At 60.9% G+C, this 21,755-nt stretch carries 23 protein-coding genes; 8 read left to right on the top strand and 15 right to left on the bottom strand.

The features are described from left to right. Positions 1-71 precede the first annotated feature (71 nt). The 6 genes from msrQ to AC07Y9_RS26755 form a co-directional block, all read right to left on the bottom strand. Positions 72-695: a protein-methionine-sulfoxide reductase heme-binding subunit MsrQ gene (gene msrQ / locus AC07Y9_RS26780; protein ID WP_087091986.1), complete on the bottom strand. Its 624-nt coding sequence runs from the start codon at positions 693-695 to the stop codon at positions 72-74. After that, a complete protein-coding gene (gene msrP / locus AC07Y9_RS26775) occupies positions 695-1,708 on the bottom strand; it encodes a protein-methionine-sulfoxide reductase catalytic subunit MsrP (RefSeq protein ID WP_087091985.1) in 1,014 nt (337 codons plus the stop codon). The genes msrQ and msrP overlap by 1 nt, the downstream gene beginning before the upstream one ends. Positions 1,709-1,771: 63 nt before the next feature. Beyond that, a complete protein-coding gene (gene pssA / locus AC07Y9_RS26770) occupies positions 1,772-2,629 on the bottom strand; it encodes a CDP-diacylglycerol--serine O-phosphatidyltransferase (RefSeq protein ID WP_009045643.1) in 858 nt (285 codons plus the stop codon). A gap of 146 nt (positions 2,630-2,775) precedes the next feature. Then, positions 2,776-3,792, bottom strand: coding sequence for a ketol-acid reductoisomerase (gene ilvC / locus AC07Y9_RS26765; RefSeq protein WP_102681325.1), 1,017 nt, complete (start codon positions 3,790-3,792; stop codon positions 2,776-2,778). Positions 3,793-3,837: 45 nt separating this feature from the next. Next, entirely contained in the window at positions 3,838-4,329 is a 492-nt protein-coding gene (ilvN, locus tag AC07Y9_RS26760; protein ID WP_007924620.1) for an acetolactate synthase small subunit, read from the bottom strand. A gap of 2 nt (positions 4,330-4,331) precedes the next feature. After that, positions 4,332-6,056: an acetolactate synthase 3 large subunit gene (locus AC07Y9_RS26755; RefSeq protein WP_102681326.1), complete on the bottom strand. Its 1,725-nt coding sequence runs from the start codon at positions 6,054-6,056 to the stop codon at positions 4,332-4,334. 403 nt (positions 6,057-6,459) lie between these two features. Between AC07Y9_RS26755 and AC07Y9_RS26750 the strand changes: the two genes are divergently transcribed. Beyond that, positions 6,460-6,882 carry a DUF4124 domain-containing protein gene (locus tag AC07Y9_RS26750; RefSeq protein ID WP_102681324.1) on the top strand — a complete coding sequence of 141 codons (423 nt, stop codon included), beginning with the start codon at positions 6,460-6,462 and terminating at the stop codon, positions 6,880-6,882. 18 nt (positions 6,883-6,900) lie between these two features. Here the strand turns inward: AC07Y9_RS26750 and AC07Y9_RS26745 are convergent, their stop codons facing one another. The 3 genes from AC07Y9_RS26745 to mrcB are packed head-to-tail and all read right to left on the bottom strand — an operon-like array spanning position 6,901 to position 10,308. Then, a complete protein-coding gene (locus AC07Y9_RS26745; RefSeq protein ID WP_007924623.1) occupies positions 6,901-7,236 on the bottom strand; it encodes a YqcC family protein in 336 nt (111 codons plus the stop codon). After that, complete coding sequence (locus tag AC07Y9_RS26740) at positions 7,236-7,967, bottom strand: tetratricopeptide repeat protein (RefSeq protein WP_102681323.1); 732 nt, start codon at positions 7,965-7,967, stop codon at positions 7,236-7,238. Before AC07Y9_RS26740 ends, AC07Y9_RS26745 begins: the two co-directional genes overlap by 1 nt. Before the next feature lie 16 nt (positions 7,968-7,983). After that, on the bottom strand, positions 7,984-10,308 hold the full coding sequence (gene mrcB / locus AC07Y9_RS26735) for a penicillin-binding protein 1B (RefSeq protein ID WP_102681322.1): 2,325 nt from the start codon (positions 10,306-10,308) through the stop codon (positions 7,984-7,986). 117 nt (positions 10,309-10,425) lie between these two features. On the opposite strand from mrcB, the gene AC07Y9_RS26730 reads away from it, so the two are divergent. The 4 genes from AC07Y9_RS26730 to AC07Y9_RS26715 all read left to right on the top strand — a co-directional run bounded on the left by AC07Y9_RS26730 (position 10,426) and on the right by AC07Y9_RS26715 (position 13,720). Further along, positions 10,426-11,982, top strand: a complete 1,557-nt coding sequence (locus AC07Y9_RS26730; RefSeq protein ID WP_102681321.1) for a bifunctional aminoglycoside phosphotransferase/ATP-binding protein — start codon at positions 10,426-10,428, stop codon at positions 11,980-11,982. Positions 11,983-12,072: 90 nt separating this feature from the next. Then, entirely contained in the window at positions 12,073-12,417 is a 345-nt protein-coding gene (locus AC07Y9_RS26725; protein ID WP_007924632.1) for a pentapeptide repeat-containing protein, read from the top strand. 214 nt (positions 12,418-12,631) lie between these two features. Beyond that, positions 12,632-12,904: a TfoX/Sxy family protein gene (locus AC07Y9_RS26720; RefSeq protein WP_007924634.1), complete on the top strand. Its 273-nt coding sequence runs from the start codon at positions 12,632-12,634 to the stop codon at positions 12,902-12,904. A gap of 15 nt (positions 12,905-12,919) precedes the next feature. After that, positions 12,920-13,720: a Crp/Fnr family transcriptional regulator gene (locus AC07Y9_RS26715; protein WP_102681320.1), complete on the top strand. Its 801-nt coding sequence runs from the start codon at positions 12,920-12,922 to the stop codon at positions 13,718-13,720. A 227-nt stretch (positions 13,721-13,947) separates the two neighbouring features. Here the strand turns inward: AC07Y9_RS26715 and AC07Y9_RS26710 are convergent, their stop codons facing one another. Genes AC07Y9_RS26710 through AC07Y9_RS26695 form a run of 4 tightly spaced genes read right to left on the bottom strand, consistent with a single transcriptional unit; the run spans position 13,948 to position 17,521 of the window. After that, positions 13,948-14,811, bottom strand: a complete 864-nt coding sequence (locus AC07Y9_RS26710) for a ChaN family lipoprotein (RefSeq protein ID WP_102681319.1) — start codon at positions 14,809-14,811, stop codon at positions 13,948-13,950. Between the two features lie 21 nt (positions 14,812-14,832). Then, positions 14,833-15,600 carry a heme ABC transporter ATP-binding protein gene (locus AC07Y9_RS26705; protein WP_007924639.1) on the bottom strand — a complete coding sequence of 256 codons (768 nt, stop codon included), beginning with the start codon at positions 15,598-15,600 and terminating at the stop codon, positions 14,833-14,835. After that, complete coding sequence (locus AC07Y9_RS26700; protein WP_173679816.1) at positions 15,600-16,583, bottom strand: FecCD family ABC transporter permease; 984 nt, start codon at positions 16,581-16,583, stop codon at positions 15,600-15,602. The genes AC07Y9_RS26705 and AC07Y9_RS26700 overlap by 1 nt, the downstream gene beginning before the upstream one ends. 50 nt (positions 16,584-16,633) lie before the next feature. Further along, positions 16,634-17,521 (bottom strand): heme/hemin ABC transporter substrate-binding protein, encoded by an 888-nt coding sequence (locus tag AC07Y9_RS26695; protein ID WP_102681317.1) that lies wholly within the window; start codon positions 17,519-17,521, stop codon positions 16,634-16,636. Between the two features lie 214 nt (positions 17,522-17,735). Here AC07Y9_RS26695 and AC07Y9_RS26690 point away from each other — a divergent pair, with 214 nt between their 5' ends. Further along, positions 17,736-18,053, top strand: a complete 318-nt coding sequence (locus AC07Y9_RS26690; protein WP_053262692.1) for a Rieske (2Fe-2S) protein — start codon at positions 17,736-17,738, stop codon at positions 18,051-18,053. Here AC07Y9_RS26690 and sfsA read toward each other — a convergent pair. Together sfsA and AC07Y9_RS26680 are read right to left on the bottom strand one after the other, a co-directional pair. Further along, on the bottom strand, positions 18,050-18,763 hold the full coding sequence (gene sfsA / locus AC07Y9_RS26685) for a DNA/RNA nuclease SfsA (RefSeq protein ID WP_007924643.1): 714 nt from the start codon (positions 18,761-18,763) through the stop codon (positions 18,050-18,052). The two genes, AC07Y9_RS26690 and sfsA, sit on opposite strands and share 4 nt — an antisense overlap. Continuing rightward, a complete protein-coding gene (locus AC07Y9_RS26680) occupies positions 18,763-19,935 on the bottom strand; it encodes a pyridoxal phosphate-dependent aminotransferase (RefSeq protein WP_102681316.1) in 1,173 nt (390 codons plus the stop codon). Before AC07Y9_RS26680 ends, sfsA begins: the two co-directional genes overlap by 1 nt. Before the next feature lie 336 nt (positions 19,936-20,271). Between AC07Y9_RS26680 and dksA the strand changes: the two genes are divergently transcribed. Together dksA and gluQRS are read left to right on the top strand one after the other, a co-directional pair. Beyond that, positions 20,272-20,712: an RNA polymerase-binding protein DksA gene (gene dksA, locus AC07Y9_RS26675; RefSeq protein WP_007924645.1), complete on the top strand. Its 441-nt coding sequence runs from the start codon at positions 20,272-20,274 to the stop codon at positions 20,710-20,712. Between the two features lie 145 nt (positions 20,713-20,857). Beyond that, positions 20,858-21,754 carry a tRNA glutamyl-Q(34) synthetase GluQRS gene (gluQRS, locus tag AC07Y9_RS26670; protein ID WP_102681315.1) on the top strand — a complete coding sequence of 299 codons (897 nt, stop codon included), beginning with the start codon at positions 20,858-20,860 and terminating at the stop codon, positions 21,752-21,754. The last annotated feature ends 1 nt before the right edge of the window (position 21,755 follow it).

Here is a 21,755-nt window from a genome sequence, read left to right as displayed (position 1 = left end):
CAAGGAGTTTTCCGTTTCGACTGCGCCGGAAGTGGGGCGAATTATAGACGTCCAGAATCTGCCGTCAACCCCTAATTACGCTTTTGTTGCAAAAGATGGTTTTTCCCCACTAAACGGGGGATTCGCCGTGTCACCGGCGGCACCCGCAGCAGTAACAACAACGCGCCAATAGAGGCGTAGATAGCCCACTCTTTAAGATCAGCCCGAACAATCCAGAGCATATGCAGTAAACCCAGCCCGAGAATGAGATACGCCAACCGATGCAACTTCTTCCAACGACTGCCCAGGCGGCGCTGGCTGTATCGATTGGAAGTCACCGCCAAGGCCAACAATCCGAGAAAGCCCAGGCTTCCTACAATAATGTAGGGCCGCTTACGCAACTCCACGCCCAACTGCGACCAGTCGAGCCCGAGGATAAATACAGCGTAAGCACTTAAATGCAGCACCACATAAGCAAAACACCACAAACCGAGCTGGCGTCGTACCGCGATCCACCCCGCCCATCCCGTGAGTTTCTGCAGGGGCGTCATGCTCAGGGTGATCAGTAAAAAGATCAGGGTACCCAGACCCAACCGATCGACCAGCACCTTTCCCGGGTCGGGCCCGAGGGCGGAGGCCCAAGCCTGGTACAACCAAAGCAAAGGCCAGATAGCAGCAACGATGAAGACGCCAAGGCGCCAGAGTGGGTAGCGCATCAGTAATTCTTCCGCAGATCCAGGCCGGTATATAAAGAAGCGACTTCATCCGCGTAGCCATTGAACATCTGTGTTTCACGCACGTTGGGACTGAACAGACCGCTAGGCAATCGACGTTCGCGTGCCTGAGTCCAGCGAGGGTGATCAACCGTGGGATTCACGTTCGCGTAAAAACCGTACTCATTGGCAGCGATGCTTTGCCAGGTGGTTTTCGGCTGCTCCTCTACCAGACTGATACGCACGATGGACTTGATGCTCTTGAAGCCGTACTTCCAGGGCACTACCAAACGCAACGGCGCGCCATTCTGGTTGGGCAACTCACGGCCATACATCCCCACGGCAAGAATCGCCAAGGGGTGCATCGCCTCATCCAGGCGCAGCCCTTCTACATAAGGCCAATCGATCAGGGCAAAACCCGAACGCTGACCGGGCATGCTTTTAGGATCCTGAAGGGTTTCGAAGCGGATGAACTTGGCCTTGGAGGTTGGCTCGACCTGCTTGAGCAATTCGGAGATCGGGAAACCGATCCAGGGAATCACCATGGACCAGGCCTCGACACAACGCAGCCGGTAGATCCGCTCTTCCAACTGATAAGGCTTCATGAAGTCTTCCAGCGCATAACGCCCTGGCTTGCCCACCTCCCCGTCCACCACCACACTCCAGGGCTCGGTTTTCAGCACGCCAGCATTGGCAGCCGGGTCGCCCTTGTCAGCACCGAACTCATAGAAGTTGTTGTAGTGGGTAGCATCCTTGAACGGAGTGATCGCCTCATCCTTGACGTTGACCGCCTGCCATTTGGTTTCCGGCAGTTTCTGCGCAAACCATGACGGCGCCTTTCCAGGCTCGACATCTGGATAGCGCCCAGCGTCTTCGGCGCTGGCCCAACGTGGCAGCGCACTGGCAGCCAGGCCAGCAATGGCCCCACCCAACAGGCTACGGCGAGAGAAATAAAGAGATTCAGGCGTGACGTCCGACTCTTTGCAGTCAGACGACTTGGGGATTTTGATCAACATGGCAACTCCGCAGTATTGGAGGACTGATGCACCAATAGACTGCGGAGTATGGGGGAAATTACATTAAGGCAACGTTTTGCGTCGACGAAGACGCAGCAGGTATTGCACCGGACCGGACGCCGCATAAGCGAGGAAAACCAGCAGCAGAATCCGCGGCGGATCACTGAAGACCACGGCGAATACCAGAACCACGGCGAGAATCGCCACGAAAGGTACACGCCCCTTCAGGTCCAGTTCCTTGAAGCTGTTGTACTTGATATTGCTGACCATCAGCATGCCGGCCGCCGCCACCATCAGCGCCACCAGGAACGACATCTTCGAACCCTGGATGCCGTAATCGCTGAACGCCCAGACAATACCGGCCACCACACCCGCCGCGGCCGGACTGGCCAGGCCGATGAAGTAACGCTTGTCGGCAGTCCCCACCTGGGTGTTGAAACGAGCCAGACGCAGAGCCGCGCCCGCTACATAGATGAAGGCGACCATCCAGCCGACCTTGCCCATGTCGCCCAGCGCCCAACCGAATGCCAGCAAGGCAGGCGCAACGCCGAAGGCAACCATGTCAGACAGCGAATCATACTCAGCGCCAAAAGCGCTCTGGGTATTGGTCATGCGGGCCACGCGCCCATCCAGACCGTCGAGCACCATGGCGACAAAAATCGCGATGGCCGCGAACGCGAAATACTTGCTCGCTCCTGCCGCGTCCCCGGCGCTCAATGCACTTTGGGCACTCATGGAGTTGATGATCGAGTAGAAACCGGCGAACAGGTTCGCGGTGGTGAAGAGATTCGGCAGCAGATAGATACCACGATGCCGGACTTTACGGCCTTCAGCGTCATGCCCTTCTTCGACATGCTCATCGATGGGTAGCAGGCTTTCGGCGTCAGAGGCCTGGTTTGGCTCTTCGGGACGTTCGCTCATGGACATTACCTTGCAACGGTGTGAAAAGTTTCGACGATACCCAGGGTCACGATTGGACCACAAAGGATCCAGCTTTATACCAGAACCTGTCTATCCAAACGAAAAAACGCGGCCTAGGCCGCGTTTTTCCCTGACAAGACTCGAACTTAGTTCTTGGCTTTGTCGACGATTTTGTTGGCACCGATCCACGGCATCATCGAGCGCAGTTGCTCACCGATGATTTCGATACCGTGAGCGGCGTTGTTACGACGCTTGGCGGTCATCGATGGGTAGCCGGTAGCACCTTCGCTGATGAACATCTTGGCGTACTCGCCGTCCTGGATGCGCTTCAGGGCGTTGCGCATGGCCTGACGGGATTCGGCGTTGATCACTTCTGGGCCGGTCACGTACTCGCCGTATTCGGCGTTGTTGGAGATCGAGTAGTTCATGTTGGCGATACCGCCTTCGTACATGAGGTCAACGATCAGTTTCAGTTCGTGCAAGCACTCGAAGTAAGCCATTTCCGGCGCGTAGCCAGCTTCGACCAGGGTTTCGAAACCGGCCTTGACCAGCTCGACGGTACCGCCACACAGAACAGCCTGCTCGCCGAACAGGTCGGTTTCAGTCTCGTCCTTGAAGGTGGTTTCGATGATACCGGTACGGCCGCCGCCCACGCCTGCCGCGTAGGACAGAGCAACGTTCTTGGCGTTGCCGGAAGCGTCCTGGTAGATAGCGATCAGGTCAGGGATACCGCCGCCCTTGACGAACTCGGAACGTACGGTGTGGCCCGGGGCCTTCGGCGCGATCATGATCACGTCGAGGTCGGCGCGCGGAACAACCTGGTTGTAGTGGATCGCGAAGCCGTGGGAGAAGGCCAGGGTGGCGCCCTTCTTGATGTTCGGCTCGATTTCGTTCTTGTACAGCTGGGACTGGAACTCGTCCGGGGTCAGGATCATGACCAGGTCGGCGCCGGCAACGGCAGCGGCTACGTCGGTCACTTTCAGGCCATGGGCTTCAGCCTTGGTAACGGTGGACGAACCTTTACGCAGGCCAACGGTGACATCAACACCGGAGTCTTTCAGGTTGCACGCTTGAGCGTGGCCCTGGGAACCGTAACCGATGATGGCAACTTTCTTGCCCTGGATGATCGAGAGGTCGCAGTCTTTATCGTAGAAAACTTTCATGAATTTCCCCTATATCAGGCCGTTCAGGCCGTTCGCTAATTTGAGTTAGATGCTGAGTACTTTATCGCCACGGGCAATGCCGGTGACGCCACTGCGTACGGTTTCCAGAATCGAGGCGGTGCCGATCGACTGGATGAAACTGTCGAGCTTGTCGCTGGTACCGGTCAATTGAACGGTATACACACTGGCACTGACATCGACGATCTGCCCACGGTAAATATCGGTGGTGCGCTTGACCTCGGCGCGCTGGGCGCCGGTGGCCTTGACCTTGACCAGCATCAGCTCGCGTTCGATGTGAGCGCTTTCCGACAGGTCGACCAGCTTGACCACTTCAACCAGCTTGTTCAGGTTCTTGGTGATCTGCTCGATGATTTCATCGTGCCCCACGGTGGTCAGCGTCAGACGCGACAGGGTCGGGTCTTCGGTCGGCGCCACAGTCAGGCTTTCGATGTTGTAGTTGCGCTGCGAAAACAGGCCAACCACACGAGACAAGGCGCCCGGTTCGTTTTCCAGAAGCAAGGAGATAATGTGCCGCATGATTAAGTACGCTCCGTCTTGCTCAGCCACATATCGCGCATGGAGCCGTCTTTGATCTGCATCGGGTAGACGTGCTCGCTGGTATCGACCTGGATGTCGAGGAACACCAGGCGATCTTTCATGGCGAACGCTTCTTCCATCTTCGGCTTCAGATCCTTCAGGTCCGTGACGCGAATGCCCACGTGCCCATAGGCCTCGGCCAGCTTGACGAAATCAGGCAGCGATTCCATGTAGGAATGCGAGTGACGGCTACCGTAGTTCATGTCCTGCCACTGACGCACCATACCCAGCGCACCGTTGTTCAGGTTGATGATCTTGACCGGCAGGTCGTACTGCAGGCAGGTCGACAGCTCCTGAATGTTCATCTGGATACTGCCCTCGCCCGTTACACAGGCAACGTCAGCATCAGGGAAACTCAGCTTGACGCCCATGGCCGCAGGGAAACCGAAGCCCATCGTGCCCAGGCCACCGGAGTTGATCCAGCGATTGGGTTTGTTGAACCGGTAGTACTGCGCCGCGAACATCTGGTGCTGACCCACGTCGGAGGTCACATAGGCGTCGCCCTTGGTCACTTCGCAGAGGGTCTCGATCACGGTCTGCGGCTTGATGATGCTGCCGTCGCCCTTGTCGTAAGGGAACAGGCCACGATCACCGCGCCACTCCTCGATCTGCTTCCACCAGCTGGCGACTGTGTCCTTGTTCGGGGTTTCGCCGATTTCCTTGAGGGCCGCGACCATTTCGGTCAGGACGCTCTCTACCGGACCCACGATCGGCACGTCTGCCTTGATGGTCTTGGAGATGGACGCCGGGTCGATGTCGACATGGATGATCTTGGCGTTCGGGCAGAATTTCGCCGGACCGTTGATGACACGGTCGTCGAAACGCGCGCCGACTGCCAGGATCACATCGGCATGGTGCATGGCCAGGTTGGCGGTGTAGCTGCCGTGCATGCCGAGCATGCCGACGAACTGACGATCGGTGCCAGGGTAGGCACCCAGGCCCATCAGGGTATTGGTGACCGGCAGGTTGAGCATTTGTGCCAGTTCGGTCAGCGGCGCGGAGCCGCCACCGAGGATCACGCCGCCGCCGGCGTACAGCACAGGACGCTTGGCCGCCAGGAGCATTTCTGCCGCCTTGCGGATTTGCCCGGAGTGACCACGAACAGCCGGGCTATAGGAGCGCAGCTTCGCTTTTTTAGGGAAAACGTATTCGAACTTTTCAGCCGGATTGGTCATGTCCTTAGGGACATCGACCACGACTGGACCCGGACGACCGGATTGCGCCAGGTAGAACGCCTTCTTCATGACTTCCGGGATTTCCGAAGCGTGCTTGATCATGAAGCTGTGCTTCACGATCGGCCGGGAGATACCGATCATGTCGGTTTCCTGGAACGCGTCGGTACCGACCATGGTGCTAGGCACCTGACCGGAAATGATCACCATTGGAATGGAGTCCATATAGGCAGTGGCGATACCGGTGATGGCATTGGTCGCGCCAGGGCCGGAAGTCACCAATACCACACCGGCCTTGCCGGTGGCACGGGCGTAGCCGTCAGCCATATGGGTAGCCGCTTGCTCGTGACGAACCAGGATGTGGGTCACTTCCGGTTCTTTGAACAGGGCATCGTAAACATGAAGGAGAGCACCACCCGGGTACCCATAGATATATTTGACGCCTTCGTCACGCAAAAAGCGGACGAGCATCTCACCGCCAGATAAAAGCTCCACGTTGTTCACCTCTAAAACGCCAGAATACCGCCCTCTTGAAAGGGGACGGGTCTTAATAGGTTTACTTCTCAGCAGAGCATGAGCGACGGTGGTCGCCGACTACGTCAGCACTGACTGAGCAAGTATTGGGAGTGCCCCAAGTGTTGCGGGGTTTTCCCACCCAGCGCGAGGTAACGCGTTGCGGGTGTAGCAGGTCGGCGCGGATGTGCGCCTCATGTTCTGCCGAGTGGGTCTGCTTCTGGCAGTCCCTCTACAGCGGACTTTGGATTCTTCTGTTTCGCCCTCTGCAAGTCAAGACGTCAATGTGCTTTATTCGAACTAAGCGCATGAGAACGCAAGAAAAAACCTGTAAACCGCGAGTGTCTGCGCTTCAATTGCGCAATCCTGGATAAGGAATTCAAAAATGCGAACCTTCGCCATGACCGCTGGCCTGCTGCTCGCCATGAGCCTCCCGTGCCAGGCCGGCCAGATTTACAAATGGGTCGACGCCCAGGGAGTCACCCATTTCGACGCCCAGCCACCCCAAGGCGTGGCCAGCACTGCCATCACCCTGCCAAAAAATCCGCAAGAGACACCCCGCGCGCCACTACCCGACAAACCGGGCGCCCAGCAACAAGTCATGGACAATCAGGCCAAGCAGCAGCTCGCCAGGCAGGAAACCGAACGCAGGCGTTTTTGCACACAGGCACGGGCCAGCCTGACGCAGTTGCAGAATAACCCGCGCCTGAGCGAGAACACGGAGGGGGGAATGCGCCGCCTGACCGAGGAACAACGGCAGCAGCGCATTGCGGAAACACAGAAGGCGATAGACAACCACTGCCGCTAGGCAGTGGTTGCAGAAGGTTTAGCGAGCGCCGCCGATCAGTTGGTCAAACTCCTTGAGCAGGCTCTGCAACTGAAGGTCCCGGCCCTGCATCGAGCGACCGGCGAATACCACTTCGGCCATTTCCTGGATACCCGAGGCGTTGGGCAAAGGCAGATCCTGCTCTAGAATCGCCTTCATCCGCGGCAGGAAGATCCACTGCAGCCACTGCTCGAACTCCAGCGTATCCACGGCAAACGGCTCGACACTGGCCAGCGCTTCGGCACTCGGCGGAGTGTCATCCCACAACCCCTGTAACCGCATCTCACGCTCGATCAACAGCAACTGATCGGCAATCTTTGGAAAACGTGCATCCATCAGAGCGACACCTTGGCTTTTTGCCGGGCCTGAGCGGCACCGGCGGCATCGCCCTGTTTCTCGCGTGCCTGGGCAATCAATGCCCACAGGCTGGCCTGCAGATCCGGACGACCGTTGGCGAAGCTCAGGCCGCGACGGGCAAACTGTTCAGCCTGCGGGGCATCGCCCTGGGCCATGCGCACCTGGGCCAGGCGATACAGCACTTGCGGTTCACGCGGCGCGACACGCTGGGCGCGCTCAAGACTGGAGGAAGCACCGTTCAGATCACCACTCGCCTGTTGCTGCTGAGCGGTGGTCAACAGGGCCAGCACCGGACCGTCCAGCTGCTCATCGGCGGACAGCCCGCCGGAGCTGGCTGAAGGCACTCCGCTCGGCGTCGGCGGCAGGCTGTAGCCGCCCTGATTGATCGGCGCAGACTGGATCGGCGCGGTATCGATAGGACCTGGAGTGATCGGGCCCGGGGTGATTGGTGCGCTGCTGATCGGCGCGGCAGTGGCCGCAGCCCCGCCCGGCACCATCACCACCACACCCGAGTCCTGGGGAATACTTTGAGCCTGAGCTTGCGCAGGACGCTTGATGGTCGTCTGACGGAAGCCGCCATTGGCCGAAATGCGTTCGCTGTTGGACACCGCGGTACCGGAGTCCACCACCGGAATCGAGCCACGCTGCACGCTGGCGCAACCATTGAGCAAAGCCAGAGCTGTAATAGCTGGAATCCACCACTTGTTCACGTCAAACCCTCTTCGCTTAATTCATCCAGCCCTTGACCCAATCCATCACCGACTCGCCGGACGCCGGGCTTTCGCCACCGCATGCCGGACCGGGAGGAGGTTCGCTGCCGCGAATATACGGCATCTGTACCGCGCCCGGACAGTTGGCATCCGAGCCCTGCCCGGTCCGCGAGTCGACCCAGGCCTGCACCACGTTATCCGGTTGTGGCATATCCAATGGCAACGGGTCGGCCTTGCGCATGAAACTGGTCCAGACCTGCAGCGCACCGGTGGCGCCGGTGAACGGTGTCTTGCCGTTGTCATCACGCCCCAGCCAGACCACGGCCAGCAGATCCTGGCTGAAACCGGCGAACCAGCTGTCGCGGGAATCGTTACTAGTACCGGTCTTGCCCGCCAGCGCCAGGGAGCGCGGCAGCACGTTGTAGACCGAACTGCCGGTACCTTCGCGCATGACGCGCTGCATCGCGCTCTGGATCAGGTAGATCGAGCCCGGGTCGAAACGTTGCTGGATCTGGAACGGGTAACGCTTCAGCGGTTCGCCCTCAGCGGTCAGCACGCTACGGATCCCGCGCATCGGGGTATTGAAACCGCCGTTGGCCAGGGTCTGATACATGGTGGCGACTTCCATCGGGCTCAAGCCCCCCGCCCCCAGCAGCATCGAAGGGAACGCCGGGAATTCGCGGGTGACACCAAGGCGCCCCAGGGTTTTCAGCACGTTCGGCACACCGACTTCCAGGCCCAGGCGCGCGGTCGACAGGTTATAGGAATGCGCCAGCCCCTGATAAAGGAAGACCGTGCCGTGTGAACGACGGTCGTAGTTCTGGGGCTTCCACACCTGTCCATCGCCACCCTTCACCGAGAACGCCTCGTCGGAGAGCCAACTGGTCAGTGTGTATTGGCTGGGTTTCTCCAGCGCCGTCAGGTAAACCGCAGGCTTGATCAGGGAGCCGATCGGCCGCACCGCATCCAGCGCCCGGTTGAAACCGGCAAAACCGGCCTGGCGGCTGCCGATCATGGCCTGGACTTCGCCGGTTTCCGGGTTGGTCACCACCATTGCCGCTTCGACTTCATCCGATCCCTTGCGCCCGGCCAGGCGCTTGAAGGTATCCCCGACCGAAGCCTCGGCCTTCATCTGCAGAATCGGGTCGAAGCTGGTGAAGATCCGCAGGCCTTCCTCGGTCAAGTCTTCGTCGCGGTAATCCTCACGCAGCTGACGCTTCACCAGGTCCAGGAAGCCCGGGAACGAGCTGTCCGCCAGACTGCCGCGCTTGGTCACGCCCAAGGGCATTTTCTTCGCCGCTTCGACCTGCTCCGGCGTCGCCACACCCTGCTGTGCCAGTAGATCGAGCACCAGGTTACGCCGCTCCAGCGCGCGCTCCGGATAACGACGCGGGTTGTAATAGGACGGCCCCTTGACCATCCCCACCAGCAAGGCGATCTGATGCAACTTGAGTTCGGCCAGCGGCTGGCTGAAGAAGAACTGGCTGGCCAGGCCGAAACCGTGCACGGCACGCTGGCCATCCTGGCCGACGAAGACCTCGTTGAGGTACGCCTCGAGGATCTCGCGCTTGTCGTAATGCAGCTCAAGCAGCAGGGCCATCATCGCTTCGGTGAGCTTGCGGCTCAGGCTGCGTTCGTTGGTCAGGTAGAAGTTCTTGACCAACTGCTGGGTCAGGGTACTGCCGCCCTGGCGCATGGCGCCGGACGAGGTATTGACCCACACCGCCCGGGCGATCGACTTGGGCGACACGCCAAAGTGACTGTAGAAATCCCGGTCCTCGACCGCCACCAGGGTTTCCAGCAGATAAGGAGGCACCTGATCGATCTTGATCAGGATCCGGTCTTCGAGATTCTTCGGATACAGGCCGCCGATCAGCAGCGGCTCCAGGCGTGCCACGGCCAGTTTCGAGCCTTTGCTACCTGACAGCTCGGCCACGTAGTCACCGGAAAAACGCACCCGCACCGGTTGCGCCTGTTCCATGCCTTCATAGAACTGGAAACCGCGGGTATTGAGTTCAACGGTGTTACCACTGACCGACGCAGCACCAGGACCATTGACCACGCTTTCGCGGCGATAGCCGAGTGCGTCGAGTTCGGTGAGGAAATCGTCCTTGCTGAGCTTCTGTCCGACGAACAGCTCCAGCGGGCGCGCATAGACCTTGGCCGGAATGGTCCAGCGCTTGCCGGAGAATTTCTCCTGGACCACGGCATCGAGATAAACCGCAAAGCCGGCGAGCACCACCAGAGCGACCAGACCGAGCTTCAAGGCCCAGCCCAGCCAGGGGCGCGGGCCACTAGACGGACGTTTTTTAGCGGAACGGGGGGATCGAGTACGAGTCATGGCGGCGGATTATACGCACTTTATTCATCGTCAACAGGAGCCGCCCGAGGTTTGCGTTAGCCCTGTCAGCGGCCATAATGACGCCCTTGAATTTTCCCCGACTCTGAAGGATCGCCTGTGAGCCAATCCCTGATCGCCGCCCTGCAAAACCCGGCCCTCTACCCGCATCCCGTAGACGGATTCCAGGTCATCGAGACCCATATCTCCTGGGTCCTGCTCACCGGTCCCTATGCCTATAAGCTGAAAAAGCCGGTCAACTTCGGTTTTCTCGATTTCACCGGCCTTGAAGCGCGCGGGCATTTCTGCGGCGAAGAGCTGCGTCTGAACCAGCGCCTGACCGATGATTTGTATCTGGAAGTGTTGCCGATCACCGGCAGTGCCGAAGCGCCGCAGATCGCGGGTGACGGCCCGGTTATCGAATACGCCCTGAAAATGCGCCAGTTCCCGCAAAGCCAGCTGCTCAGCACGCTGCAAGCCAATGGCGAACTGACCACCGCGCACATCGACGAAATGGCCCGGCAGATTGCCAGGTTCCACCTCGAAGCCCCGCGGGTCCCGGCAGCCCACGAAGCCGGCACCCCGGAAAGCGTCATGGAGCCGGTGCGTCAGAACTTCGAGCAGATCCGCCCATTCCTCAGCGACAAGGCCGACCTGCAACAGCTCGAAGCCCTGCAAGCCTGGGCCGAAAGCAGCTTCGAACGCCTCAAGCCACTCCTCGCCCAGCGCAAGGCCGAAGGCTTCATCCGTGAATGCCACGGCGACATCCACCTGGGCAATGCGACGCTTATCGACGGCAAGGTGGTGATTTTCGATTGCATCGAGTTCAACGAGCCGTTCCGCTTCACTGACGTCTATGCCGACGCCGGCTTCCTCGCCATGGACCTGGAGGACCGCGGCCTGAAATGCCTGGCACGCCGTTTCATCAGCCAGTACCTGGAACAGACCGGTGACTATCAGGGCCTGGAGCTGTTGAATTTCTACAAAGCCTACCGCGCCCTGGTACGGGCCAAGGTCGCCCTGTTCAGCATGCCGGCCGACGCCAGTCCGATGCAGCGCGCCACGGCCCTGCGCCAGTACCGCAACTACGCCAACCTGGCAGAAAGCTACAGCACCATTCCATCGCGCTTCCTGGCGATCACTTCTGGCGTTTCCGCCGTTGGCAAAAGCCATGTGGCCATGCGTCTGGTGGAAGCCTTGGGCGCCGTTCGCCTGCGTTCCGATGTCGAGCGCAAACGCCTGTTTGGCGAGCAGCAGGTACAGAACGATCCGAATGCCGGCATTTATAATGCTCAAGCCAATACCGCGACCTATGACCGCCTGCATGAACTTGCCGGTATCATCCTGCGCGCCGGTTTCCCGGTGGTCATCGACGCCACCTACCTCAAGCGCGACCAGCGTGATGCTGCGGCCAAGGTTGCCGAAGCGACCGGCACACCTTGCCTGATCATCGACTGCAATGCCCCGCAGGCCGTCATTGCCAGCTGGCTGGCACAACGCCAGGCCGATCGCAACGACCCGTCGGACGCGACCCTGGCCGTGATCGAACAGCAGCAAGCCAATCGCGAAGCCCTGAGCGCCGAGGAAGTGCTGCGCAGCAAGCGCGTCGAGACCAATGAAAGCGGGAGCCTCGACGCCCTGGTCGCGAACATTCGCCAGCGTCTCCCAGGCTTGTAATCAACTATTTCAGCCGTGAAACCGCAAAGGCTTCACGGCTGAAAAATAGTGGCACTATACTGGCGTCATAATTCCAGCAGGTGACGCCCCATGAGTCAGCCCAAACTTCTCGATACTCCCCTTTACGCTTTGCTGCACAAAGACGACATCGACGGCTTTAACCGGGAACGCCCGAAAGACCAGACAGTCGACATGCGCGGCGGCGATTTTCGTGGGCTTGACCTGCGTGAACTGAATGCCGACGGCATCGACTTCACCGACGCCTACTTCCGTTCTGCCGACCTGCGCGGCCTCGACCTGCGCAATTCCTCCATGGAAGGCGCCAGCCTGGCCCATGCGCAAATCTCCGGCGCCTACTTTCCGCCAGAGCTGACTGCCGATGAAATCCTGATGTCCGTCAATTTCGGCACTCGCCTGCGCTACCGCACCAAGTAATCGCCCCTTTTTGCTCCGAGGTCCGGCGCTCTCTGCCTTACGCTGGACTTGGTCTTCTCCCTTCCCCCCTCTTCCCTCTGTTTCTGGCGTACTTTCCTCTGTCGCCTTAGAAGCTTTTGCGCCAAAACCGACCAAAGAACAGCGCTTTTCCTACTGAGCGCTACACTCCTTTGAGACTTGCCCACGCACCATTCGGCCGTCGCAAGGAGGCTTGATGAATGATGAATTGCAACACCTGAAGAACCTTGGCAAGACGTCGGCACAATGGCTGCATGCGGTGGGCATCCATAGCGCTTCGGACTTGCGCCGCCTGGGGGCGGTGGATGCCTATCGGGCCGTGCGGACCCGAGGGTTTCGAGCCTCGAAGGTGCTGTTGTACGCCATTGAAGGCGCACTGATGGATGTGCACTGGAATGACATTCCGGCAGAACGCAAGGAAGCACTCAACAAACAGCTGGATGCCATTTCTTCACGCCAAAAGAACTGACCTGGCAGGCTTTTTATGTATTTACTGGGGGAACAACCGGCTTACGCCGATGCCTTGATCAATCGGCTGCAGAGCATCCCGTCGCGCCTGCTGGAAGGCCTGCTGCCGTCCGGTGATGTGTTGGAAGTGGCCCCTTCCAAAGACCTCTCCAGCAGCCTTGCCGACAGCCAGTTGTTCCTGCTCGGAAGCGGCCAGGTACAAGCCAGCGTCGATGAGCGCCCACTGTTTTATCTGCATGAAGGCGATCTGCTCGGACTGCGCCGAGGAGCTGAGTTGCCTCACTGGCAACTCAGCAGCGAGCAGCCGTTGAGCCTGATCCCCTATCAGCGTTCCGCGGTGTTCCAGCATCTGTATGCCGACGAACAACGGGCCGAACTGTTTCTGCAGTACCTGATCGGACAAACCGCCCTGCTCTCCGATGCCGTTGCCCGCCTCAAGCAGCCCGAGTTGCGCAACAGCAACGGTTTTCAACGCGTGGCCAAGGGCGAAGTGCTGATTCGCCAGGGCGATGACGCCGATCATGTGTTCGTCATCATCGAAGGGCACGCCGAAGCCTTTGTCGACGGGCACAAGGTCGGGGATGTGCCCAAGGACGAGATCTTTGGTGCGATGGCCATTTTTACCGGGGAGAAACGCAACGCCAGCGTGATTGCCAGCGAGCCATCCACCCTGATGCTGATCCCCAAGAGCCAGTTTCTCAGCCTGACTCAGAGCAATCCACGTATCGCCCATAGCCTGATCGAAAGCATGGCGCGGCGAATCGACTTGTTGAACAAGGAAGTCAGCCGCCTGCACAGCCTGAGCGCCAACCTTTGAAGCCCCGCGTTTACAAGCAATCCAAACGAGCGTTTGGCGGAATTCGCAGAAACAGGAAAAACTTTGTTGACTTGGAAATGAGAATCGTTATGATTATCACAACTGATCGCGAGATCAGTCGATAACCTGGAAGACCAGTGGTTCGGACTCTCAGATTATCTCCTCATCAGGCTAATCACGGTTATTTGACCCGGCTCTTGCCGGGTCTTTTTTTGCCTGAAAAAAGCCTACTGGCGCATCTGGGCGCAGTAGTCCTTCTCCGGCAACCGCGCGCTGTACCACACGTAATCTGCGCTTTGCGGCGATACGTGCATGCCCTTCTGCGCCAGCATCAGCACCACGGTGCCGTTCGATGCGTCGAGGTCCCGCAGGTGAACCGGCGCCCCGACATCCTTGCGTGCATGAAAGGCCCCGGCAAACAGCAGCGCCGGCGTCGGTGCCGCCAGCAAGCGCTCGGCCATGCGTCGGTCGCGCTGCTGCTGAACCGCCAGCATCGCTGGCATCTGGCTTTCGGGCAGCAGGCCACAATGGGAGTCACGAACTTGCTGCAGCAACTCATTGCGCACCAAGGCGGCATTCGAGTGCTCGCCACTCAAGGCTGGTGCCTGGCGATAGATGTCGCGAACTTCGGAGCTATCCAGATTGGCGGCCAGCAACGGATAAGGCTGGAGCAACGCATAGCGCACGACAGGTCCGTACAGCGCCCAGTCCCACCCCGGCGACCAGGCCAATGCACCTGGCAGATCATCGGGCAAGCCCTGCGCCGCCTTGTGCTGGCGGAGCGAGTCGACCCGCGGCTGCTGGTCCGGCGTGAGCATCTCCAACAGCAGGCTGCCTTGCGTGCGCTGGGTCGCCATCGCCTGCAACAACCACAGCTGCAAGGCGTGATGCTCGGGGTGGTCATGCTGCTCGCCGACAATCACCCGCGGCGCCCGGGCCAGACGAATGACCAGTTCCTCTGGAGTCAGGAGCTTTCCACTGCGCAGGTCCTGAATCGCCCCGTGTTCAGCCTGGACCGGAAGTTCAGGCATGACCGGCACGCCCTCGCAGGCGCCCAGCAGCAACACACTCAGGATCAATAACACACGCATGTGGCGTCTCCGCGAATCGCCTCAGCGGGCGATAATCAAAGGGTGGCCGCGCTCGGGGTGCGCCTGCACCAACACCTCCAATCCGAACACCGCCTTGAGCGGTTCGGGCCGCAGCACCTGTGCCGGGCTGTCCAGCGAGTGGGGCCGCCCGCCTTCGAGCAGCAACAGGCGATCACAATATCGCGCGGCGAGGTTCAGATCATGCAGGATCACCAGGACCGCGACCCCACGATCGGCAAATTCGCGGATGGCCTGCAAAGTGACATGTTGATGCAAGGGATCGAGGGCCGAAGTCGGCTCATCGAGCAACAGGGTCTGGCCGACCGCGCCCGGCCATAGCTGCGCCAACACCCGGGCCAGGTGCACGCGCTGACGTTCGCCGCCCGACAAGGCCACATAGCTGCGACCGTGCAGGTGCCCGGCATCCGCCGCTTGCAGGGCCTGCAGGACGATCTCGTCATCCCGCGCCCGGCCGCTTTGATAAGGCAGGCGCCCCAGGCCGACGACCTCTTCGACCCGGAAGGCGAACTCAAGCGTCGAACTTTGCGGCAACACCGCCAGCCTTTGCGCCTTTTGCCCGCCGTCCCACCTGGAGAGCTCACGCTGATCCAGCCAGACCTGACCCTGATCGGGTTTCAGCTCGCCGCACAAGGCCGCCAGCAAGGTGCTTTTGCCCGCACCATTGGGCCCCAGCACTCCCAGTACTTCACCGGGCTTGAGCTCGAGGTCGATCCCTTCCAGCACGGTTTTCCTGCCACGGCGCACCGCCAGATTTTCCGCTCGCAGCATCAGGCGCGCCCTCGCAATAACAAAAACAGAAAGAATGGCGCACCGATAAAGGCAGTCACGATGCCAATGGGCAGCTCCGCAGGCGCCAGCGCCAGGCGTGCCACCAGATCCGCCAACAACAGCAGGCTGGCGCCGGCCAGTATCGACGCCGGCAACAAGGTCCGGTGGTCAGGCCCCGACAGCAGTCGCACCAGATGGGGCACCACCAGCCCGACAAAGCCGATCAACCCGGCAGCGGCGACAGCCGCGCCGACCCCCAGCGCGGTACAGAACACCAGCTCCCGCCTCAGCCGTTCGACATCGATCCCCAGATGACCGGCTTCAGATTCACCCAGCAGCAAGGCATTCAAGGCCTTGGCCCGGCGTGGCAGCCACAATGCCACGGCCGCGCTGATCAACAGCAGCGGCCACAACCTCGAATAACTGGCACCGTTGAGACTGCCCAGGTTCCAGAACGTCAGGGTGCGCAGGGTCGCATCGTCGGCCAGGTAGGTGAACAGGCCCACCGCCGAGCTGGCCAGCGCCGTCAACGCGATCCCGGCCAGCAGCATGGTCGCCACATGGGTCTGGCCGTTGCGCCGCCCCAGGCGGTAAACCAGCCACGCCACCACCAGACCACCGAGAAAGGCACAGAACGACAACAGGTAAGGACCGATCGCTTCCGGCACGCCGCCCAGCAACGAGCCACCGACGATGGCAAAGGCCGCGCCCAGCGCCGCGCCACTCGAAACGCCTACCAGCCCCGGGTCGGCCAGGGGATTGCGAAACAGCCCTTGCATCGCCACGCCGGACAGGGCCAGGACGCCCCCTACGGCCAGCCCCAGCAAGGTGCGTGGCAGGCGAATCTGCCCGAGGATCAGTTCAGCCTGCTCCAGGCCCTGCCCCTCAATAGGCAGGCCCAGCAAACGCAGGGCAGCGCGCAGGGTATCGAGCAACGGCAGGCTGACCGGCCCGAGCGCCAGGGACAGCCAGATCGCCAACAGACACAGCAGGCTCAGGCCAATGAACAACGTGCGGGGTTTAAGCAAAGGGGTCATTGGGCGGTGCTGGCCTGGCCCGACTCGGCCGGATAGAAACCGGCCGACAGCCTTTTCAGGCTCTGTGGCAAGCGCGGCCCCAGGCCTCCCACCAGCAAGGTCGGATCAATCTCGAAGACCCGGCCGGCCTTGGCCGCGCCGCTGGAGGCGAGAATCGGGTTCTCCTTGAACAGCGCGGCGCGGGCCGCCTCACCACTCAGGCTGCGATCGGCAAACACCAGCACCTCGGGGTTGAGTTCGGCCAACGACTCATTGGAAAAGGGCTTGTAGCCCGTATGGGTCGCAAGGTTGCGTCCGCCCGCCTGCTGCAGCAGCCAGTCGGCGGCCGTGTCCTTACCGGCAATCAGAGGTTTGCCACCCGCATGCCCGAGCAACAGCAGCACACCTGGCGCGGTCTGTTTCTTCTGGGCCTGGCCGACCCAGGCCCGCTGCTGCTCCAGCTGCTGCTGGTATTGCTCGAACAGCTGCGTCGCCTTGTCTTCGCTACCCAGCAACTTGCCCAGATGCTGCAGGTTGCCCCGCAGGGTCGGCAGGTCGGCCTGGGCCGAGAACAGCTCGACCTGCACCCCGGCGCTGCGCACCTGCGAGAGTACTGGCGGCGGCCCCATCTCTTCGGTACCCACCAGAATCTGCGGGCGCAGGCTGAGAATGCCTTCCGCCGACAACTGACGCTGATAACCGATACTCGGCAGGCTCTTCAGGGATTCGGGATGCTGGCTGGTGGTGTCCACGCCCACCAGCTTCGATTCGGCGCCCAGCGCGCTCACCCATTCGGACAAGGCGCCGCCGGCGCTCACCCAGCGTTGTGGTAGCTCGGCCGCCGCAGCGGCATGGCTGGCCAGAAGTCCGACACAGAGCGCGATTGCGCGGGCACTCGAACGCATAAAGGTATTTCCTTCAGAGAGTGGGCCCACGGAAGCCGCCGTACATGTGACATGCCCTGCAACCCAGGCATCGAAATGAGCAAGCGCCCCACAGGCGAAGCGGCCATTTGATAATTGTTTGCATTTGACCGTCAAGCACAGACATGTTTCACCAAGCGCCCACAGGAAAACTGTGACAGCCTGAGCCCAGAGCCGTCGGTTACCGAGGATAGACATGAAGTTTCTTTGCCCCCCCGGCGATCTGCCGGAGGCTTCCAGCCGAGGTTTCAACCTTGAAGGCCGGCCGCTTTTCGCAGTGCGCCGCGATCAACAGGTATACGTCTACACCAATCGCTGCCCCCATCGCGGGGTCGCTCTGGAGTGGCAACCCGACCAGTTCCTCGATCCCAGCGCCAGCCTGATCCAGTGCGCCACCCACGGTGCGCTGTTTCTGATCGAAAACGGTGAATGCGTGGCCGGCCCCTGTGCCGGGCAATCCCTGACGGCCATCCCCTGCCGGGAAGACAGCCAGGGCATCTGGGTTCAGCTTTAGCCGTTGAGCAATACGTCCAGACGACGGTCGATGCACACTTCCTCGGCGGTCAAGCGTACCCCGTAGGCCAGTACCTCGACCCCGGACGCCACCGCCTCGCGCAGCGCCGCGGCATAACCGGGGTCGATCTCTTCGGCCGGTCGCACCGCTTCGACACCCGACAGGTTGACGCAATACAACTGCACCGCGCGAATACCGTCCCGCGCCAGACAGGCCAATTCCCGCAGATGCTTGGCCCCACGCTGGGTCACCGCATCCGGAAAGGCCGCGACCGCGGAGCCGTCAAAGCCCAGGGTGACGCTTTTGACCTCGACGAAAGCCGGGCCGTCCAGATAGTCCAGGCGGAAGTCGATACGACTGTTTTCCTGGCCATAGGGCACTTCCCGCTTGAGGGCGGTAAAACCGTTCAACTCAGCGATCACCCCGGCGTGCAAGGCTTCTTCCACCAGCGTGTTGGCCCGCGCCGTATTGACGCAAGCCAGCCGCCCCTGGGGCGTTTCGCTGATTTCCCAGGTCCCCGGCAATTTGCGCTTGGGGTCATTGGAACGGCTGAACCAGACCTGCCCACCCTCGACCATGCAATTGAACATGGAACCGGTGTTGGGACAGTGGATGGTCAGTAACTCGCCGCCAATGGTCTCGATATCGGCGAGAAAACGCTTGTAACGACGGACCAGGCGACCTTCTTCGAGTGGGGGATGAAAACGCATCAGCCTTGCCAGCTCCGCAGGCCACGGGCAATCCGCTCCACCGCTTCCTGCAGGCGCGGCAGGCTCTGGATGTAGGCGAACCGGACATGGTGCCCAGCCTGATGGCGACCGAAATCCAGCCCCGGGGTAAAGGCAGTGTGCTCGGTCTCGAGGAAATACCGGCAGAAGGCAAAGGCATCGCCGCCGAAGGCGCTGATATCGGCATACAGGTAGAACGCCCCTTCCGGCTCTACCGCAATGCCAAAACCCAACTCGCGCAGGGCTGGCAGGAGGAAGTCGCGGCGCCGCTGAAACTCGTTGCGACGCTCTTCGAGAATACTGATGGTGTCTGGCTCGAAGCAGGCCAGCGCAGCGTACTGGGCCATGCTCGGGGCGCTGATGTAGAGGTTCTGCGCCAGCTTCTCCAACTCGCCGACCGCCGCCTGCGGCGCCACCAGCCAGCCCAGGCGCCAGCCGGTCATGCCGAAATATTTGGAAAAGCTATTAAGGACAAAGGCGCTGTCATCGACTTCCAGCACACTGGCGGCATCGCAACCGTAGGTCAGACCGTGGTAGATCTCGTCCACCACCAGATGACCGTTACGCGCCTTTACCGCGGCCGACAGCCCCGCCAGTTCGTCGCGGGAAAGCAAGGTCCCGGTGGGGTTGGCCGGCGATGCCACCAGGGCGCCGACACTGTCCTGATCCCAATAGCGCTCCACCAGATCCGGTGTCAGCTGATAACGCACGTCCGGGCCAACCGGCACCAGTTGCGCCGCGCCTTCCACCAGGCGCAGGAAGTGCCGGTTGCAGGGGTAGCCTGGGTCCGCCAGCAGCCAGTGCTTGCCGGGGTCGACCAGCAAGCTGCTGGTCAGCAACAGCGCACCGGAACCACCGGGCGTGATCATGATGCGCTCGGGGTCGATGTCCAGCCTGTAACGCTGCCGATAGAATCCGGAGATGGCTGTGCGCAGCTCGGGAATCCCGCGGGCGGCGGTGTAGCGGGTCCTGCCCGCTTCCAGCGCGGCCTGCCCGGCCTTGATGATCGGCTCAGCCGTGGTGAAGTCCGGTTCACCGATTTCCAGGTGAATCACATCGTGCCCGGCCGCTTGCAGCTCATTGGCACGGGCCAGCAGGGCCATCACGTGGAAAGGTTCGATAGCGCGGCTGCGCGCACTGTAGGGCTGAGCCATTAGCCTTCCTTCATTGAAGTGAGCAAAAAACCGATTCTACCCAACCCCGGGGACAAGGGAGAGCCCAAAGCCTTTGAGCCCCGCCATCCAACCCATTAAAGAACACCGACACCAGGCCCAGGCTTGGCTAAAATCATTAATTGACCAGGCCCCCGAACAGACCAGGCCAGGCGGCATCGACCTTTGCAAGCGCCGCAGGACGCGGGCTCGACAACCGGGAGTAGCGCCGTCCGATTTGATCTGGTAAGTTCGCCCGCTTGCAGTCGCAGGGCCGGCATGTGTCGGTGATGGAGCAATCCTGCGCAATGGATTACATGAGTAGAGGCGGTCCATTTCATGCCCACCCAAGCAAAGCAACAGAATCAATCGATCAGCGGCTTCGAGCCTTATGTTGAAACCGCAGGCGAAGAGTACATGGGCAAGCCCATGCGCGAGCACTTCACCAAGATCCTGAACAAGTGGAAACAGGACTTGATGCAGGAAGTCGATCGCACTGTTGATCACATGAAAGACGAAGCAGCCAACTTCCCCGATCCGGCCGACCGTGCCAGCCAGGAAGAAGAATTCAGCCTGGAACTGCGCGCCCGCGACCGTGAGCGCAAGCTGATCAAGAAGATCGACAAGACGCTGCAACTGATCGAAGACGAAGAATACGGCTGGTGCGAATCCTGCGGCGTCGAGATCGGTATTCGCCGCCTGGAGGCCCGCCCTACCGCCGACATGTGTGTCGACTGCAAGACCCTGGCGGAAATCAAGGAAAAACAAGTCGGCAAATAATCGCTGGCTTGCATGAAAAACGGAGCGTGCGAACGCTCCGTTTTTGTTTCTGCCGCCTCCCCCCCTGTAGGAACGAGCTTGCTCGCGATGGCGATCCGCCAGACGCCATCGTCACCTTGGGACCGAACGAAGTAACATCCTCTCCATGACTGCCTCTCACGCCTCTTCCTACATCGGGCGCTTTGCCCCAACCCCCAGCGGGCACCTGCATTTCGGCTCGCTGGTCGCCGCCCTGGCCTCCTACCTCGATGCCCGCGCCGTCGGCGGCCGCTGGTTGTTGCGCATGGAAGACCTCGATCCACCCCGGGAAGAGCCCGGCGCCCAGGCGGCCATTCTCAAGGCCCTGGAAAGCTACGGCTTCGAGTGGGACGGCGAAATGGTCCGCCAGAGCGAGCGGCACGCGGCCTACGCCGAAGTCCTCAACCGCCTGTTCAACCAGGGCCTGGCTTACGCCTGCACCTGTTCGCGCAAGCAACTGGAGCCCTACCACGGCATTTATCCGGGGCTGTGCCGCAATGCCGGACATGGCCAGGAAGATGCCGCCATCCGCTTGCGCGTGCCGGAGCTGGAATATCGTTTCACTGATCGGGTCCAGGGCGAATTCCGCCAGCACCTGGGACGGGATGTGGGCGACTTCGTGATCCGCCGCCGCGACGGTCTCTACGCCTATCAACTAGCGGTGGTGCTCGACGATGCCTGGCAAGGGGTGACCGATATCGTCCGCGGCGCCGACCTGCTGGACTCCACCCCGCGCCAGCTGTACCTGCAGGAGCTGCTCGGCCTGCCACAGCCGCGCTACCTGCATGTGCCGCTGATCACCCAGCCGGATGGGCATAAACTGGGCAAGTCCTACCGCTCCCCGCCGCTGGCCGCGGACCAGGCCACCCCGCTGCTGTTGCGTGCCCTGCGCGCCCTGGGGCAGAAAACCGACAGCGAAATGGCCCATGTCAGCCCTCGGGAAGTGCTGAGTTGGGGCATCGAACACTGGGATGCTTTACTGATCCCACGCACACTGAGCGTGCCCGAAGCGCAAATCCGCTGAC

It is taken from the genome of Pseudomonas sp. GW456-L12 (assembly GCF_059424045.1).
Note: the sequence above shows the minus strand (reverse complement) of the source record. Positions and strands in the feature narration are given on the sequence as shown.

What these genes read in the sequence shown, in the direction of transcription:
- msrQ (WP_087091986.1), bottom strand. Translation starts at nt 695, where the DNA reads ATGCGCTACCCACTCTGGCGCCTTGGCGTCTTCATCGTTGCTGCTATC.
- msrP (WP_087091985.1), bottom strand. Translation starts at nt 1,708, where the DNA reads ATGTTGATCAAAATCCCCAAGTCGTCTGACTGCAAAGAGTCGGACGTC.
- pssA (WP_009045643.1), bottom strand. Translation starts at nt 2,629, where the DNA reads ATGAGCGAACGTCCCGAAGAGCCAAACCAGGCCTCTGACGCCGAAAGC.
- ilvC (WP_102681325.1), bottom strand. Translation starts at nt 3,792, where the DNA reads ATGAAAGTTTTCTACGATAAAGACTGCGACCTCTCGATCATCCAGGGC.
- ilvN (WP_007924620.1), bottom strand. Translation starts at nt 4,329, where the DNA reads ATGCGGCACATTATCTCCTTGCTTCTGGAAAACGAACCGGGCGCCTTG.
- AC07Y9_RS26750 (WP_102681324.1), top strand. Translation starts at nt 6,460, where the DNA reads ATGCGAACCTTCGCCATGACCGCTGGCCTGCTGCTCGCCATGAGCCTC.
- AC07Y9_RS26745 (WP_007924623.1), bottom strand. Translation starts at nt 7,236, where the DNA reads ATGGATGCACGTTTTCCAAAGATTGCCGATCAGTTGCTGTTGATCGAG.
- mrcB (WP_102681322.1), bottom strand. Translation starts at nt 10,308, where the DNA reads ATGACTCGTACTCGATCCCCCCGTTCCGCTAAAAAACGTCCGTCTAGT.
- AC07Y9_RS26725 (WP_007924632.1), top strand. Translation starts at nt 12,073, where the DNA reads ATGAGTCAGCCCAAACTTCTCGATACTCCCCTTTACGCTTTGCTGCAC.
- AC07Y9_RS26720 (WP_007924634.1), top strand. Translation starts at nt 12,632, where the DNA reads ATGAATGATGAATTGCAACACCTGAAGAACCTTGGCAAGACGTCGGCA.
- AC07Y9_RS26715 (WP_102681320.1), top strand. Translation starts at nt 12,920, where the DNA reads ATGTATTTACTGGGGGAACAACCGGCTTACGCCGATGCCTTGATCAAT.
- AC07Y9_RS26710 (WP_102681319.1), bottom strand. Translation starts at nt 14,811, where the DNA reads ATGCGTGTGTTATTGATCCTGAGTGTGTTGCTGCTGGGCGCCTGCGAG.
- AC07Y9_RS26705 (WP_007924639.1), bottom strand. Translation starts at nt 15,600, where the DNA reads ATGCTGCGAGCGGAAAATCTGGCGGTGCGCCGTGGCAGGAAAACCGTG.
- AC07Y9_RS26695 (WP_102681317.1), bottom strand. Translation starts at nt 17,521, where the DNA reads ATGCGTTCGAGTGCCCGCGCAATCGCGCTCTGTGTCGGACTTCTGGCC.
- AC07Y9_RS26690 (WP_053262692.1), top strand. Translation starts at nt 17,736, where the DNA reads ATGAAGTTTCTTTGCCCCCCCGGCGATCTGCCGGAGGCTTCCAGCCGA.
- sfsA (WP_007924643.1), bottom strand. Translation starts at nt 18,763, where the DNA reads ATGCGTTTTCATCCCCCACTCGAAGAAGGTCGCCTGGTCCGTCGTTAC.
- AC07Y9_RS26680 (WP_102681316.1), bottom strand. Translation starts at nt 19,935, where the DNA reads ATGGCTCAGCCCTACAGTGCGCGCAGCCGCGCTATCGAACCTTTCCAC.
- dksA (WP_007924645.1), top strand. Translation starts at nt 20,272, where the DNA reads ATGCCCACCCAAGCAAAGCAACAGAATCAATCGATCAGCGGCTTCGAG.
- gluQRS (WP_102681315.1), top strand. Translation starts at nt 20,858, where the DNA reads ATGACTGCCTCTCACGCCTCTTCCTACATCGGGCGCTTTGCCCCAACC.